13 protein-coding genes and 1 pseudogene are annotated in these 16194 nt (G+C 40.9%); 6 read left to right on the top strand and 8 right to left on the bottom strand.

Translation table 11 applies throughout. The annotated features are described in order from the left end of the window. Positions 1–143: 143 nt before the first annotated feature. The gene (locus FTU64_RS12210) at positions 144–1199 is read left to right on the top strand and encodes an aromatic ring-hydroxylating dioxygenase subunit alpha (RefSeq protein WP_180050827.1); all 1056 of its coding nucleotides are present in this window, start codon (positions 144–146) and stop codon (positions 1197–1199) included. A gap of 85 nt (positions 1200–1284) precedes the next feature. On the opposite strand, the gene FTU64_RS12205 is transcribed toward FTU64_RS12210, so the two are convergent. Continuing rightward, positions 1285–1725 carry a DUF2147 domain-containing protein gene (locus FTU64_RS12205; protein ID WP_168379617.1) on the bottom strand — a complete coding sequence of 147 codons (441 nt, stop codon included), beginning with the start codon at positions 1723–1725 and terminating at the stop codon, positions 1285–1287. Positions 1726–2249: 524 nt separating this feature from the next. Between FTU64_RS12205 and FTU64_RS12200 the strand changes: the two genes are divergently transcribed. Further along, a complete protein-coding gene (locus FTU64_RS12200; protein ID WP_180035226.1) occupies positions 2250–3086 on the top strand; it encodes an SDR family oxidoreductase in 837 nt (278 codons plus the stop codon). Between the two features lie 179 nt (positions 3087–3265). Here FTU64_RS12200 and benE read toward each other — a convergent pair whose 3' ends face one another. The 6 genes from benE to catA all read right to left on the bottom strand — a co-directional run bounded on the left by benE (position 3266) and on the right by catA (position 9373). Then, complete coding sequence (benE, locus tag FTU64_RS12195; RefSeq protein WP_180059845.1) at positions 3266–4489, bottom strand: benzoate/H(+) symporter BenE; 1224 nt, start codon at positions 4487–4489, stop codon at positions 3266–3268. A 63-nt stretch (positions 4490–4552) separates the two neighbouring features. Then, positions 4553–5338: a benzoate diol dehydrogenase BenD gene (benD, locus tag FTU64_RS12190; protein WP_180027182.1), complete on the bottom strand. Its 786-nt coding sequence runs from the start codon at positions 5336–5338 to the stop codon at positions 4553–4555. A gap of 14 nt (positions 5339–5352) precedes the next feature. Continuing rightward, entirely contained in the window at positions 5353–6369 is a 1017-nt protein-coding gene (gene benC / locus FTU64_RS12185; RefSeq protein WP_078190731.1) for a benzoate 1,2-dioxygenase electron transfer component BenC, read from the bottom strand. A 94-nt stretch (positions 6370–6463) separates the two neighbouring features. Then, a complete protein-coding gene (gene benB, locus FTU64_RS12180) occupies positions 6464–6973 on the bottom strand; it encodes a benzoate 1,2-dioxygenase small subunit (protein ID WP_168379612.1) in 510 nt (169 codons plus the stop codon). Next, a complete protein-coding gene (gene benA, locus FTU64_RS12175; protein ID WP_168379611.1) occupies positions 6970–8367 on the bottom strand; it encodes a benzoate 1,2-dioxygenase large subunit in 1398 nt (465 codons plus the stop codon). The genes benB and benA overlap by 4 nt, the downstream gene beginning before the upstream one ends. An 85-nt stretch (positions 8368–8452) precedes the next feature. Further along, on the bottom strand, positions 8453–9373 hold the full coding sequence (gene catA / locus FTU64_RS12170) for a catechol 1,2-dioxygenase (RefSeq protein ID WP_078193335.1): 921 nt from the start codon (positions 9371–9373) through the stop codon (positions 8453–8455). Between the two features lie 280 nt (positions 9374–9653). Here catA and FTU64_RS12165 point away from each other — a divergent pair, with 280 nt between their 5' ends. From FTU64_RS12165 to FTU64_RS12150, 4 genes are all read left to right on the top strand, one after another. Further along, positions 9654–10568, top strand: a complete 915-nt coding sequence (locus FTU64_RS12165) for a LysR family transcriptional regulator (RefSeq protein WP_180022865.1) — start codon at positions 9654–9656, stop codon at positions 10566–10568. A 191-nt stretch (positions 10569–10759) separates the two neighbouring features. Then, complete coding sequence (locus tag FTU64_RS12160) at positions 10760–12133, top strand: MFS transporter (protein WP_180004495.1); 1374 nt, start codon at positions 10760–10762, stop codon at positions 12131–12133. A 126-nt stretch (positions 12134–12259) separates the two neighbouring features. After that, positions 12260–13573 (top strand): DcaP family trimeric outer membrane transporter, encoded by a 1314-nt coding sequence (locus FTU64_RS12155; RefSeq protein ID WP_180059843.1) that lies wholly within the window; start codon positions 12260–12262, stop codon positions 13571–13573. Positions 13574–13941: 368 nt separating this feature from the next. Further along, positions 13942–16071 (top strand): TonB-dependent receptor domain-containing protein, encoded by a 2130-nt coding sequence (locus FTU64_RS12150; RefSeq protein WP_180054695.1) that lies wholly within the window; start codon positions 13942–13944, stop codon positions 16069–16071. Positions 16072–16083: 12 nt separating this feature from the next. Here FTU64_RS12150 and FTU64_RS12145 read toward each other — a convergent pair. After that, a pseudogene (locus FTU64_RS12145) lies at positions 16084–16194 on the bottom strand (IS982 family transposase); the annotation flags it as partial.

The following is a 16194-nucleotide window of genomic DNA, read 5'->3' as shown; positions in this document are numbered from 1 at the left end:
TCTAAAAAACAGAACAATCCATGCAAATCATTCTAATAGACAGAAATGTGTTTAGATTTTAATTTCGACTTAGAAAATAAGGATTTAGCAAAATTTAAATAGCGCTAAATGCTAAAGAAATATTGCAATTGTCGAGATGAACTATGAATGCCATTCCAGTACTCAATTTATTTACCCAACCTCAGTGCAGTACATTTGATGCCAACGACTGGAATATTTTGGCGCAGCACTGGTATCCCGTTGCACGTGTAGAAGATGTTTCGACTGAACCGCAACAAGTGCAATTACTCGATGTAAAAATGGCGTTATATCAAACTGAAAGTGGAAAAATTCATTTGGTTCGTGACATTTGTCCACATCGAGGGGTGCCATTAACTAAAGGCTGGGTCAAGGGTGAAGACATTATTTGTCCATATCATGGTTTACATTATAACGGCGCAGGAAGGTGTGTAAAAATTCCCGCACAGCCAGAGCTGACTCAAATTTCAGAGCGTTTTTCATTAACTAAATTTCCAGTTGTATTGAAATATGGATTGGTGTGGACCAGTTTATTTAACCGAGACGAATCTACGGCCAATTTTCCAGATTTAGACACGTGGGATAACGAGCAGCACCAATCTATATTGCCACCTTATGTAGATATTGGTGGTTCAAGTGGACGTCAGCTCGAAGGCTTTATTGATGTTGCACATTTCGCATGGGTGCATCATGAGAGCTTTGCAGACCGTGAAAACCCCAAAGTGAAAAAATATTCGACAGTGCGTACAGACTATGGACTACATACAGAATATCTCAGTGATGTGAGTAATTATCCGCATGGCTTACAACATTTAGCGCCAGAAGATTTTTTATGGAAAAGAACGTTTGATGTCTATCCGCCATTTTCTGCAATTTTAACCATCGATTTTCCTGAAAATGGGGTGTTAAAAATCTTAAATGCTTGTTGTCCTGTATCGCATAATAAAACCCGTTTATTTGTGCCTTTAACTCGTAATTTTGATACCACTGGCGATTTACAAGCGGTCTATGATTTTAATGCACAAATTTTTGCTGAAGATCAGGACATGGTGGAAAGTCAAAAACCTGAGGAATTGCCACTGGATATCAGTATGGAGGCGCATTTCGAAGCAGATCGCTCATCGACAACCTATCGTCGAATATTAGCCGAATGGGGGCTAAGCAAACGTTATACCGTTTAATTTTTATTTTCGAATAATTTCATTCTTGGTTTTCATACAAAAAAAGCGACTCAATCGAGCCGCTTTTGACTTTGTACATAAAGGATTAGTTTACACGTATCCATGTTTGGCTGCGTCCAAGCGCAGATACACCAATATAGCCACGACCATTCAAGGTCTTGCCGTCATTCGACATTTTGGCATTGAAACTATAGGTTTTACCATTTTTCGGGTCAGTAATTTTACCGCCGTCATAGGTATTTTTACCGGTATTTTTCAAACCATTCACGATTTGCACACCGAGTAGTGGTTTATTGTGGAATTTACCTACACATTTTTGGCAGTTTTCTGCTTCACCCGGGGTGAGTACATCAACGATTTTTGCAGATAAAACGCCCTTTGATGTTTCATTAAATTGAACTACAGATAAAGGTTTTTTGGTTTGGTCATCGATGGTTTTCCATTTAGTACCATGCAATGGATCAGCAGCCAAAGCTAAGCTAGACACCAGTGACAAACCGATTAGGCTAAGAGTTGTTTTTATCATTTTAGAACCTCTATTGAACATAGTAAGAGATGTGCATCCCTGATCTTCCAAAGGGTGGATACACAAGACTTGGAAAATTACAAAGCATCAGCCTTGTTGTCTTCAAGGGCTATATTCACAAAAAAATAAGTATATATTGTGGATTTTATATACTGATTTTGAATATGTAGAATCTGGATCGTGTAGAAAAATAGAATAAATGTTGAGCTTTGTTTATAACATTTGGGATTTGTATCACTTTTATAAATATCAAACGCTGTTTGAGCTGAAAAATTTAGAGCTACAATCCCAAAAAAAGCCGGAGCTAAAAGGCTCATTTAAGTTTTCAATTTTTGCTCTAATCATGTTGAATTACATTAATTTGATTTGAAGCAATAACGCTAAAGAGCTATGTATAGCATTCATATTTTACAATTAAATAAAATCATTTCATTCATAGATCAGTTCTCGTTAAGCTTGTGTTATGAATAATATGAAAATGCAGCTTGTTCACTGAACGAGATTAAGTGTGTATAGGAATAACGATGAAAAATTTTAACAACAAAGTCGCAGCCATTACTGGAGCAGGTTCAGGTATTGGGCAGCAGTTAGCCATTCAACTGGCTCAATCAGGTGCGCATCTAGCATTAAGTGATCGCAACCTTGACGGTCTTGCACAAACGGCTGAAATGATTAAGCACACCGGTGTGAAAATAATTCAGACCCAATTAGATGTGTCTGATCGTGCCGCTGTAGAGCAATGGGCGGCTGCAACCCAAGCTGAATTTGGCCAGGTCAATTTGATCTTTAATAATGCAGGTGTCGCGTTAGCCAGTACTGTAGAAGGTATGCATTATGATGAAATTGAGTGGATTATGAATATTAATTTCTGGGGCGTGGTATATGGGACAAAAGCATTTTTACCGTATTTAAAACAAAGTGGCGATGGACATATAGTTAATATTTCCAGCTTATTTGGTTTGACGGCTCAACCGACTCAAAGTGCCTATAATGCAACGAAGTTTGCGGTACGAGGTTTTACTGAATCTTTACGCCAAGAATTAGACTTGGAAAATGCTGGAGTCAGCGCAACTTGCGTGCATCCGGGTGGGATTCGAACCAATATTGCAAATAGCGCGCGTATGAGTGACAGTATTCGTGCGTTAGGGATGAACCCAGATAGAGCCACGAAAGCATTTAATAAAGTGCTAAAAACACCGCCTGAAGTCGCAGCAAAAGTCATTTTAGATGCGGTAAAGCAGAATAAACGTCGAGTTTTAATTGGTAATGATGCCAAAATTATTGATTTAATTCAGCGAATTGCACCTACACGTTATGCCCAAGCCATAGATCTACTTAGTGGTAAGAAAAAACGTAAATAATTCAAAGATAAGTAAAAAAGGGATGATGCAACATGATCCCTTTTTTATCCTATAGAGCTCTTAATTTCGAATATTGAATTTTTAAGTTTAAATGACAAGAAAATCAAAAAATTGAGTTTTCGATTAAACAAAGAAGATGTAGTGTTCCATCTTCTTTGTATTGGCAATGCGTTTGGACATTATGAACTTTTAGAATCTTGAGTCGTTGTCATCGGTGCTTGTGTGGCTACTCGTTTGGTCAAAATGACATGTGCAGCGACACCGATACAAATCCCCCAAAATACTGAGCTTAGCCCTAAAAAATGCATACCTGAGGCTGTCGCTAAAAAAGTGATTAGCGCCGCATCACGGTTGGCCTCATTTTTCATCGCAACGGACATGTTTGTTCCAATCGCACCTAATAACGCTAAACCTGCAAGTGCGGCGACTAACTCTTTAGGTAATAGGCTAAATAACATGACAATACTGCCTGCAAATAAGCCGCCTAAAATATAAAAAATACCATTGGCAATACCGGCTATATAACGTTTTTCTTTTAGTTCATGTGCATCTTTGCCCATACACATGGCTGCGGTAATTGACGCTAAAACAATGGTAATGCCGCCGACACATGCGACAGCGAGCGAGGCAATACTGGTCGCTGTGATAATCGGCTTGGCTGGCGTGTCATATCCACTGAGTTTCATGATCGCCATCCCCGGAAGGAATTGACCACTCAGACTGACTAAGATTAAGGGAATCGCCAAATTTAAAGTTGAGTTCCAAGTCCAAATTGGGGCAATAAACTGCGGTATAGCGAGTTGAAAATTCACATCAACAGGATTAATTTTTCCTAATGAAAAACTCAAAACGACTCCAGTCAGTAAGACCCAAATCATCGCGTAGCGTGGCGATAGTCTTTTCGAAAAAAGAAAGACCAATAACATGCCAAAGACAATGATCGGCATACTATCTGTAGCAGTGAACAGTCCAAGCCCAAACTGAAATAAAATACCTGCCATCATTCCCGCAGCGACATCTTGAGGAATCCATTTTAAGAGTTTGTCAAAATAGCCGGTGATGCCAATCAAAAATATAACGATAGCGGATGTGATATAAGCCGCTATGGCTTCATTCAGTGAAATATTCGGAAATAGGGTGACTAAAAGAGCCGTACCGGGCGCTGACCACGCGGTAATCACCGGGGTTTTATATTTAATAGAGAGATAAATACCCGCCAGCGCAGCACCAATAGAAATCCCCCAAATCCATGAAATCATCATGGCTGGGGAAACTTGAGCTTTTTGTGCGGCTTGGAAAAAAATAATCAGTGGGCCTGAATATGAAATCAGCACGGCTAAAAATCCTGCAACCGTCGCTGAGATCGACCAATCTTCTTTTAATGTTTTTAACAGGGGTGCCATCGCTTTTGCCTCCATGCGACTATGTCAATGAGCCTGTTGAATTAAACCAATGACGGTATAGCTTTAACCTTGATCTCCACCACCAACAGGGACGACTGTTCCTGTCATATAAGATGAATCATCGGATGCCAAAAATAAGATGGCATTGACTTGTTCCTGAATTGTGCCATAGCGTCCCAAGAATGTACGGTCAATGGTTTGATCGACCACGTCTTGCATCCATTGTTTTTCATGATCTGACAATGGATTGGTATTTCTTGGTACTTTTCGTGGTGGGGCTTCTGTGCCACCTGTGGCTACGGCATTGACTCGAATACCATCTTTGGCATGTTCAAAAGCGAGAGCAGCGGTTAAGCCATTAACCCCACCTTTTGACGCTGAATATGGCACACGGTTAATACCACGGGTTGCAATAGAAGATACATTTACAATTGTCCCTTGCTGATTTTGAATCATTTCAGGTAACACGGCTCGGCAGCACCAGAGGGTTGGAAATAATGAACGATTAACTTCCTTAATGATTTCTTCTTCTGAAAATTCTTGGAAGGGCTTCATCCAAATCGCACCGCCAACGTTATTGATTAAAATATCAATTCGGCCATATTTTTCAATGGCTTGAGCAGCAACTGATTGAGCGCCTGCAAATGTTTCAAGATTGGCTTTAACAATAATGGCATCGCCATTGTGGGCTTGAATATCGTTAAGCGTCTCTTCAACAAAATCTGAGAGATCTGCCAATACCACTTGAGCGCCTTCTCGAGCCACTTGTAGTGCTACTCCACGACCGATACCTTGAGCGGCACCGGTAACGATGACAACTTTATTGTTAAATCTGGCTTGTTCTGACATTAAACTATTCTCCCTTAATTCGCTGAGAATTTTTCAAACAAGAAGTTTGCAGGTTTAACGCCTTCGGTATCTAACCAGCCACGTACCGCTTCGACCATCGGTACAGGACCACAGAGGTAAATATCCACATCGCCATTGTTTAACCAATCTTTTTCAACATGACTGGTCACATAGCCTTTACGTTCATGCTGTGACTCAGGGTGAGCGACCACAGTACGGTATTCGAACCACGGGAGTTTGCTTTGTAATTCATCGAGCTTGTCTTTTGCTACGATGTCAAAGTCATTGGTTACGCCAAATACAAGACGAACAGGTTGTTCAGAACCTTTTTCTTCAAGCACTTGTAACATGGACATAAACGGCGCAATACCTGTACCACCTGCAAGCATGACCACAGGGCGGACAACATTACGCAGATAAAAACTACCAAAAGGTCCTTTGAAGGTCATTTTGTCGCCGGCTTTCGCATCGGCACTCAGGAAAGTACTCATTTTGCCTTCAGGGACATTACGAACCACGAAGCCTGTTAAACGATTGCCCGGCTTTGAACTAAACGAATACGAACGAGTTTCTTCAGTCCCCGGAATGCCGACATTGACGTATTGACCTGCCAAGAAGTTAATGTCAGGTTGACCTTCATCCAGTTGAATATCAAAGGTAATCGTAGAATCCGACATATTTTCAACACGAGACAATGTGCCTTGAAACTCATGAATTTCAGTTTTACACACGTCAGATGATGCACTGATTTGGAAAACCGCATCTGAACTAGGACGACATTGGCAAGCTAAAATATAACCTTGCTCTGCTTCTTCGGGGGTTAAAGCGTCTTCGATATAAGATTCTTCAGGCATGTCGTAAGTACCCGACTCACAAAATGCACGGCATGTCCCGCATGCGCCATCACGGCAATCTAGAGGGATATTGATTTTTTGACGATAGGCTGCGTCGGATAGGGTTTCACCTTGAGCAACACTAATAAAACGAGTAACGCCATCTTCAAATTGAAGTGCAACATTATGGTTTGACATGGCTGAATATCCTTTTGAAAATCTGGTATAACGTGTCCTTTCAGCCAAATATCCTTCTGGCTGAAAGTTAAACCTTGCTTAGTGAAATAAGCTTTTATAGGTGATAAATATCAATAACTTGGTTGATATAATCGTTTTTAAGAACAACATATTTACTGAGGATTTTTGGCTGCTCGCCTGAAAAATCAATTTCATAACGTGACATGCCAAAGTAGCTATAGTTGGTTTTGTAGCGGAAACTTAAGGTGTTCCAGTTAAAACGCACCGTGACTTTGTCGCCATCACGTTCAACAATCTCTACGTTATTAATGTTGTGGCTAGTTCGTGTATCCGGCATCGTGGCAGATGAACGCTCAGTTTTAATGCGGAAGACACGGTCTTCTAAACCTTGACGGTCTGGATAATAAATCAAAGAAATCTCAGACTGTGGATCTTCCGTTAGGCGGTCGTCGTCATCCCAAGCTGGCATCCAAAATGATGCAGTTGGGGCATAGCACGCTAGCCATTCATCCCACTGTTCATCATCTAAAAAACGCGCTTCACGGTAGAGGAACTGAGATACAGCTTCAATGCTTACGCTGTCTAAATGTGCAGTTGCATTCATGCGACATCTCCTTGTTCATTTGCGACTTGTTCTGCCAATTCTTTTTCTTCAGCAATGGCATGTTTCATGGTTTTTAACCAATATTGATGCTGAGCAAGGTAAAGACCTTCATCTTCGGTTTTGATGCCACTTAATAGCGGTTTTAATCCAATTTCATTGGCTGCATCATCCGGTCCATGAATCCAGTGTTTTGAACCACGGCACATGTCGTTCCATTCCAGTTCAATCCCTGCATAACCTGCTTGGCAGGCACGGAATTCTTCTAAATCGTCAGGTGTTGCCATGCCTGAAGCATTAAAGAAGTCTTCATATTGACGAATACGACGTGTACGTGCTTCTGGCTCTTCACCGACAGGGGCAATACAGTAAATGGTGACTTCAGTTTTATTGACAGAAATCGGGCGTAAAACTCGAATTTGTGAACCGAATTGATCCATCAAATAGACGTTTGGATAAAGACATAGGTTACGTGAACGCTCGATCATCCATTTCGACATCGGTGCGCCGAATTTTTCGGTATATTCATCGGCTTTGCTAAAGTTTGGCCGGTCTTCTGGGTTAGCCCATTGTGTCCACAACAACATGTGACCACTGTCAAAACCATAAGAACCACCGCCTTGCTTGCCCCAAGAACCCGCACTCATGGCACGAATATTATCTGCCGCTTGTGCTTCTTTACGGTGCTGAGTGGTCGCTGCATAGTTCCAATGCACGGCTGAAACGTGATAGCCATCTGCGCCATTTTCAGCTGTCAGTTTCCAGTTACCTTCATAGGTATAGGTAGATGAACCACGTAAAACTTCTAAACCATTTTCCGACTGACCTTCGATCATGTCGATAATTTTGGTGGTTTCACCTAAGAATTCTACTAGACTTGGCACATCAGGATTTAAGCTGCCAAATAAAAAGCCTTTATAACTTTCAAAGCGTGCGACTTTTTTCAAGTCATGTGAACCATCTTGGTTAAAGCAATCTGAATAACCCGCTTCGGCAGGGTCTTTAACTTTGAGCAATTTACCTGAGTTATTAAAGGTCCAACCATGGAATGGACATGTATACGTCGCTTTGTTGCCTTTTTTATAACGACATAACTGTGCGCCACGATGTGAGCAGGCATTGATCATGGCATTCAGTTCACCATTACGGTTACGTGCAATGATGATCGGCTGGCGACCAATATGAGTTGTGTAATAATCATTGTTATTTGGAATTTGGCTTTCATGTGCCAAATACACCCAGTTACCTTCAAAAATGTATTTCATTTCAAGATCAAATAACGCTTGATCGGTAAATACTGAGCGGTGCAGTTTAAATTCACCAGTGTCAAAATTATCGACAAGAAGTTCATCAATACGATCTAGATGGCTGGTGTTAATTACAGGAATACGTGGCATGTCCATTCTCCGACTGTCCAATGAGGGGATAGTCACCGAGTTGTCAAACTTGGATGAGACAGCTCGGCTTCCTTAGATTGAGTAATTAAGCGCTAGCGCGTCGACGATCAACTTCAGTATTTGGTGCTGCAGCTTGTTCTTTAACTAACTCAACATTAAAGCTAATGTGTTTAAACGGCTGGTTTAGACCACGACGTGCAATTTCAGCTTCGTCTGTGATATCAACAGCAGTTGCCACCAGACCATCACGAGTTGCAAAGGCAAAGTCGTCCCAAAGGTATTTATCACCTTCGATGTTGAATTGAGTGGTTAACTTGCGGTAACCCGGTGCAGAGATAAAATAATGTACATGTGATGGACGGTTACCATGACGGCCTAATTTGTCTAAAACAAATTGGGTTGTGCCTTCTGGAGGACAGCCATAACCAACGGGCATCGTAGTTTGTGCAACATATTTACCATCTTGGTCAGAAAGAATGGTACGGCGAAGGTTGAAGTCAGATTGAGACTTATCAAAGAAAGAATAGTTACCTAGGCTGTTGGCATGCCAAATTTCAACTTTAGCGCCTTCAATGATGTTGCCTTCGGTATCTGTTACTGTACCTTCAATAAACAGAGTTGGAATTTTATCGGTTTCCGTACCATCATCCATACGAGCAAAGCCCACTGATTCAGGTGCGCCAGCCACATATAAAGGGCCTTCAATGGTACGTGGTGTACCACCTGTAATACCTGCTTTCGCATCAGCTTCATCGGCACGTAAATCTAGATAGTGCTCTAAACCTAAACCAGCGGCTAAAAGACCTAATTCGTTCGCTTGACCCGCATCTGTAAAATACTCTAGACCTTTCCATAGTTCAGTTTGAGTAATATCTAGATCTTCAATCGCTTGGAATAAATCACCCAATAAACGTACCACAACTTGTTGTACACGTTGGTCAACAGGCCCTGTTGCTGTATCTACGTTCATTTGTTTAACCAGAACATCAATCTCTTGACGGTTCATACTATATCTCCTTAAGTATGCATTTAAGTATGGGTGGCTATCACTCGATAAAAGAGGTCTTTGGCTGCCACGTTCCTTGTTTGGTTGTCTAACAATACTTTTTAAGTTATTTCGTGTAGCAGCTGAAGTTTCTTTCAGGTATGGGCTGCACGATGTTTTTGATCTGTTGGATGGGATTAAATTTGCTTAATCCTGTCTATGTGATATACCTTAAAAGAATAAAATCTTCACGTCGAAGATCAAATTTGCATTTTATTATACTTAATAGGTATCGATAACCATGGAACTAAGACACTTAAGATACTTTGTCGCAGTGGTTGAAGAGCAGAGTTTTACCAAAGCGGCAGAAAAACTATATATAGCTCAACCACCTTTGAGTCGGCAGATTCAAAATTTGGAACATGAGCTTGGAATTCAGTTATTTGAACGCGGTAGCCGACCGCTTAAGACCACAGAAGCAGGCCAATTTTTTTATCATCATGCTTTAAAACTTTTGTCTAATGCAGAAGAAATTAAATCGATGACGAAACGAATCGGTTTGACCGAAAGAACAGTGACAATCGGTTTTGTGAGCTCTTTATTGTTTGGTTTACTCTCGAATATTTTGTATTTATTCAAACAACAACATCCACATTTAAAAATAGAAATGGAGGAAATGGCCACCACTGAACAAATCAAAGCATTAAAAGAAGGCCGTATAGATGTCGGCTTTGGGCGTTTACGTATTTCAGACCCTGCAATTAAACGGGTTTTACTGCGTGAAGAACGCTTAGTAGTTGCCTTACACGCTAGTCATCCTTTGGCACAAAAAAAGGAAGGAGTCTATCTTGCAGATCTGATCGATCAACAATTGATTTTTTACCCAAATCACAACAAACCAAACTTTTCGACCCAAGTGCGTGGCATATTTTCAGAGTATGGTTTGGAACCTAAAAAAGTACGCGAAGTACGTGAATTACAACTGGCTCTAGGCTTTGTTGCAGCTAATGAAGGGGTTTGTATCACTCCAATGAGTGCCCAAAGTGTGCAATTAACACATTTAACCTTTGTTCCTATCTTAGATGAAGCCGCGATTAGCCCAGTATTTATGGCTGTACGTAATATGGATGAAAGCGAAGATATTCGTGGTTTATTTGATAGTGTTTATCAAGTATATGATTTAGAAGCGATTCCTTATGATCGTGCTGTGTTTTGAGTATGCTGTCGCTAGACGTTCAGATGAACTGCACATATGAAATGATCTATTTAAATAAAGCGGAATCAAGGGATTAATTTGTATTCAACTTTTTAGGTATACAAACATGCCTAATCGGTTTTGGACATTAAGCACCGACTTATTCATTGTGAAAAGCGAATTTTACAAGCTTCACAATTAGGAGGTGGGCTATGCAAAACCAGAAAATTAATATTAATACCTTGGTTGATGAAGCCAAATTTACGCCATTTCATTGGGGTGTTTTAATTTGGTGTCTTTTGATTATTATTTTTGACGGTTATGACTTGGTGATCTATGGTGTTGCCTTACCGTTGTTGATGCAAGAATGGTCATTATCTGCGGTACAAGCCGGCTTACTGGCAAGTACGGCTTTATTTGGCATGATGTTCGGTGCCATGTGTTTTGGCACACTGTCCGATAAAATTGGTCGTAAAAAAACCATTATGATCTGTGTCGGTATTTTTAGTGGTTTTACCTTCTGTGGCGCTTTTGCAAGTACTCCAGTTGAGTTTGGTATTTTACGTTTTCTTGCCGGTCTAGGCATCGGTGGCGTTATGCCGAACGTGGTCGCATTAATGACAGAATACGCGCCAAAACGTATACGAAGCACCTTGGTTGCACTAATGTTTAGTGGTTATGCCATTGGTGGTATGGCTTCAGCATTATTGGGTGCTTGGTTAGTGCCTGTATATGGCTGGAAAATCATGTTTTATATTGCAATTATTCCATGTCTTGCACTGCCTTTAATTTGGAAATTCCTCCCTGAATCATTGATGTATTTAACCTCAAAGCATCAAACAGATACGACTCGAACAATTGTCTCTAAAATTGCTCCTGAACAAGTCCTCACAACGGATACTCAATTTGTACTCAATGAAGTTTCTGAAGAAGACAAAGCACCGTTAAAAGCATTATTTCAACAAGGCCGTAGTTTCAGTACGTTCATGTTCTGGATTGCATTTTTCATGTGCTTATTGATGGTATATGCACTTGGAAGTTGGTTACCAAAATTGATGATTCAAGCTGGCTATTCGCTTGGTGCAAGTATGATTTTCCTCTTTGCGCTGAATATTGGTGGAATGGTAGGTGCTATTGGTGGTGGTGCTTTGGCAGACCGATTCCATATCAAAAAAGTACTGAGCATCATGTTCATGTGTGGCGCGTTGGCTTTAATCTTACTGGGCTTTAACAGTCCGCAAATGGTTCTGTATACATTAATTGCTGTAGCAGGCGCAGCTACCATCGGTTCACAAATCTTACTTTATACCTTTGTCGCACAATACTACCCAACCACGGTACGTTCTACAGGTATGGGCTGGGCATCGGGTATTGGACGAATTGGTGCAATCGTTGGACCTGTGCTTACAGGGGCACTGTTAACCATGAATTTGCCGCATCAAATGAACTTCTTGGTGATAGCCATTCCCGGTGTTATTGCTGCATTGGCGATCTTTATGGTGAATTTGCAAGCGTCTGTAGAGGCATCTACTCAAGGTCAATCGCCAAAACTCAATACGCAAGCTATCAAAAATCCAGCGAATTAAGCCGATATTTAAAGATTTAACATTACCCCAAAATTTTAAGTTTCCAGGCCCTGATGCACAGCATGAGGGCTAGTGGGAAATTGTGACAAAAAATAAGGAAAGGGCATTGCCCAAATCGAGGTCAGGATGAAAACTCAAAAGCTAAATTTAGTCAAAAAAACCTTTAAAATTAAACCGATGATACTAGCTTGTGCAGTCGCGTTCCCCATGTGGACACATGCGGCAGTCAGCGAAGCTGAAGTTGAACAGTTGCGTGATGAAGTCAAAGCATTAAAAGCCATGATGCAGCAATATGTTCAGCAGCAAAACACTTTGTCGAGTGAAATCAAAGACGTAAAACAAGGATCTGTAGTTGCTGCGCAGAATCAAAAACCGACTCAAACACCGAGCCTGAGTTTAAATACCAAATCGGGCGCTGAGTTTAGCTTGTATGGCAATGTGCGAGCAGATGCATCTTATCAGACAGAAGGCGGCAGCTTATCTCGCCTGTATAACCAAATGAATAGTGTTCCGCTAGAAGGGAATGCTGAAAGTTCAGATCGTTTAAAAGCAACAATTGCTGCCACACGTTTAGGACTAGACTTTAAAACGCCGACTCAAGTGGGACATGTAGGTGGTAAAATTGAAGTCGACTTTTTGGGTGCAAATGATGGACTACGTATTCGTCATGCCTATTTAACCTATGGTGATTGGTTGGTGGGGCAAACATGGTCTAACTTTGCTATACCTGATTATATGCCTGAAACTATTGATGCATTGGGCTATGTTGGTGGTGCTGTTAAACGTACACCTCAAGTTCGCTATAGTCACAAATTTAGTCCTGAGACAAATCTTGTGCTTGCAGTAGAAGATTCTAAGGATGACAGTTCAAATATGCGTTTGCCTGCATTAACAGCGCGGTTAAACCATAAAATGACAGATACACTCATGTTGAGCGCACGTGCGATGGGTGCTGAAAAGAAAACGGATACGGATACAGAAACCGCATGGGGACTTGGTCTGGGCGCAAAGCTAGATTTGACGGATAAAACAGTGCTCAAAGCGGATTATTACCATGTCAAAGGCGACAGCAGTTTTGTGTCATGGACCAACCAAGGTTTTGTGACCAATGCGGATAAAGACATCATCGCCACCAATGAATTTGACTCGATTACAGTAGGTTTAACTCAACAAATTTCAGCACAATGGCGCGGAACATTGGGCTATGGTTATATGAAAGCAGATAACAATGCAGATTATGTCAACTCATTAGTCGACAAAACCAAGGCCAATAAAAACTTGTGGCAAGCATGGGCAAATGTATTTTACAGCCCTGTTAAGCCGATTAGTTTAGGTCTGGAATATGTCTATGGTGAACGTGAAGCTTTTGGCGCCGCACCAAATGGCAGTACTAAGGGGGAAGATAACCGAATTAATGCGGTCGCGATGTACAACTTCTAATGCCGTTACAGAGAATTGTTTAATTTAAATTGCCTTAGAAATTTCAATATCAATTTAACGAGAGCGGGATTGGAAGTATGTTCAGGTTTTGACATCTAACTTTCCGACAATCTTTCAATGCGTACTCTTAATCAATACACGCCCTTGATCTTTATCTATTGAGGGCTTTTATCTTATTTAGAAACTTTTATTTTTGACTAAAAAATATAATTATCTGTTTTATTTCATTTGACAAATCATTTGAATATAAAAATACGAAGAAGGATATTGATAAAAATCATGAATTTTGAAATATTTTGATACATACATGACGATAAAACACACTACAATCCTTGCCGTCAATTTCGTTTCACTTAGAAGACGCAATCATGGATGTCCCTCAATTTTCCAAATATAACAACACGTCACTTAAGCTTTTAAGCCTGATGATGCTTACTGCAATGGCACAGTATAGTGTTGCAGATAGCAATGTATTACCTGAAATCACCATCAACGTTAAACAAAGTTCAATGGATGAAAAAATAAAAAAAGCACTGACCAAAGTAAATGGTGCAACCAATGCAATCGTTGTAGCAGACATTCAAGATATACCCAAGCGAACAAATGCTGATTTATTTAAAAATCAACCGGGGATTTACGCAGCATCTTCAGGAAATGAAGGGGTAAAACTGTCGATACGTGGCTCGGGGATCAATCGTGCACCGGGGGCGCATGCTTCAGGGTTGTATGTGACCTTAGATGATTTGCCATTTACAGGGCCAGGAGGAACACCTTATGAACTGCTTGAGCCGCTGTGGGTAGACCATATAGAGGTTTTACGGGGGGCTAATGGTTTAACACGTGGTGCATTAAGCTTGGGTGGTCTAATTAACTATGCTAGCCCAACTGGAAAAAATGCAGCTAAATTGTCAGTGCACCATGAAATGGGTAGCCACGGTTATCAAAAAAGTGAAATCAATTCAGGACAACAAATTGGCGACTTAGACTATTATCTTTCCTTAACGCAAAGTGATGATGACGGTTTTCAAGATCATGCTTCAAGCCAGAGCAAAGGTTTATCGGCCAATGTGGGATATCAAATAAATCCAAACCTAGATACACGTTTTTATCTGCGTTACCGAGAGACTGAACACCAAACGCCGGGACGTCTAACCCAACAACAGATTGAACAAAATCCAAAACAAGCAGTAGCCCAAAATATCTCGCTGAATAATAATCGTCCGCAGCCGGGAAGTCTTTGGTTGGCGAATAAAACCAATATGACTTTGGACTCAGGCGATCACTTACAGTTGGGTCTAGCTTATCATCATTATCCGATGGATTTGCAAGAAGGTTTGTATAGTACCGATGTTGACTATGACGATATCATTACCTTATTTAACTACCAATTTGACCGAACGCTATGGGGGCATGAAAGCCAAAATACTTTAGGTTTTCGTAGTACCACGCATTTGCCAGATGGTCAGGTCGTTGAACGCTTGCGTGTAGCGCAAGGTGCCTATGCTGCGGATACAGAAACGCGGCATTATACCTACCAAGGTGGTGACTATGTTTTACATTATGCCAATGCCTTGGCACTACACCCACAGTTTTGGCTCGATAGTCGAGTTGCATTGGCGTACACCCATCGTGAAAGTGAAGTGACATGGCCTGTGCAAAGTCATAAAGAAAATATTCGTGAATGGAATGTCCTGCCATCGCTAGGTTTTCGATATCAAATCCAACCTGAAACACAGCTCTTTGCCAATGTCAGTCGAAGCTTAGAAGCACCACATCCTTGGGCTTTAATTTGGGGTTCGGATCAAAAGTTCCCCGACGAAAGTGGCGCAGCGACGGGACGCCAAAATGCTCCGATTCATTTGAATAGTCAGACAGCGAATACTCTTGAACTAGGTGGGCGTGGTCAACATGCACTGGGTGAGTGGAATATTGCATATTACTATTCACAGGTTAAAAATGAACTATTGGCCGTTGAAATCCAATCAGAGCCTAAAAAGATTATTGCTGAATCAAATGCTTCAGACACCATCCATCAAGGGATTGAAGTCGGTTTAAACAGTTCACTTTGGCAAAATGATACATATGGACAAGTTCAACTAAAACAAGCCTATACCTTGAATGATTTTCACTATAAAAATGATGCGGTATTTGGAAAAAATGAGCTTGCAGGAATACCTAAACATATCTATCAGGCTGAACTTAAATACGAACATCCTTTAGGCTTTTATGCTGCGGTCAATACACTTTATGCCGCAAAGGTCGCAACTGACTATGCCAATAGTGTCTATACAAAAGATTGGCAAATTTGGGGAGCATCGTTCGGTTATATACAACCGCAAAAACAGTATATGGCGTGGTTGGATTTCAGAAATATAGCTAATAAAAAATATGCATCTACCGTCACACCGGGTTATAACGATGCCGGCAAAGATCCTGCTCGTTTAACACCGGGTGAAGGTCGGGCGGTATATGCAGGACTGACGTATCATTTTAATTAACCCGAATCCCGCTTAAGCCAATGATTCCATAATTTGAATTGTTGGTTTATTTTGATGATTAAGTTGATATGCACATAACGATGCGTAAATCCCACTCAGAAATCCATGAATACTACGAGCTTT

The sequence above is a fragment of the Acinetobacter sp. YH12128 genome (assembly GCF_013418655.1).
Lineage (GTDB): Bacteria > Pseudomonadota > Gammaproteobacteria > Pseudomonadales > Moraxellaceae > Acinetobacter > Acinetobacter amyesii.
This window is presented reverse-complemented; position numbering and strand designations above follow the sequence as displayed.

Coding starts and splice junctions, on each gene's coding strand:
- FTU64_RS12210 (WP_180050827.1), top strand. CDS start 144: ATGAATGCCATTCCAGTACTCAATTTATTTACCCAACCTCAGTGCAGT.
- FTU64_RS12205 (WP_168379617.1), bottom strand. CDS start 1,725: ATGATAAAAACAACTCTTAGCCTAATCGGTTTGTCACTGGTGTCTAGC.
- FTU64_RS12200 (WP_180035226.1), top strand. CDS start 2,250: ATGAAAAATTTTAACAACAAAGTCGCAGCCATTACTGGAGCAGGTTCA.
- benE (WP_180059845.1), bottom strand. CDS start 4,489: ATGGCACCCCTGTTAAAAACATTAAAAGAAGATTGGTCGATCTCAGCG.
- benD (WP_180027182.1), bottom strand. CDS start 5,338: ATGTCAGAACAAGCCAGATTTAACAATAAAGTTGTCATCGTTACCGGT.
- benC (WP_078190731.1), bottom strand. CDS start 6,369: ATGTCAAACCATAATGTTGCACTTCAATTTGAAGATGGCGTTACTCGT.
- benB (WP_168379612.1), bottom strand. CDS start 6,973: ATGAATGCAACTGCACATTTAGACAGCGTAAGCATTGAAGCTGTATCT.
- benA (WP_168379611.1), bottom strand. CDS start 8,367: ATGCCACGTATTCCTGTAATTAACACCAGCCATCTAGATCGTATTGAT.
- catA (WP_078193335.1), bottom strand. CDS start 9,373: ATGAACCGTCAAGAGATTGATGTTCTGGTTAAACAAATGAACGTAGAT.
- FTU64_RS12165 (WP_180022865.1), top strand. CDS start 9,654: ATGGAACTAAGACACTTAAGATACTTTGTCGCAGTGGTTGAAGAGCAG.
- FTU64_RS12160 (WP_180004495.1), top strand. CDS start 10,760: ATGCAAAACCAGAAAATTAATATTAATACCTTGGTTGATGAAGCCAAA.
- FTU64_RS12155 (WP_180059843.1), top strand. CDS start 12,260: ATGAAAACTCAAAAGCTAAATTTAGTCAAAAAAACCTTTAAAATTAAA.
- FTU64_RS12150 (WP_180054695.1), top strand. CDS start 13,942: ATGGATGTCCCTCAATTTTCCAAATATAACAACACGTCACTTAAGCTT.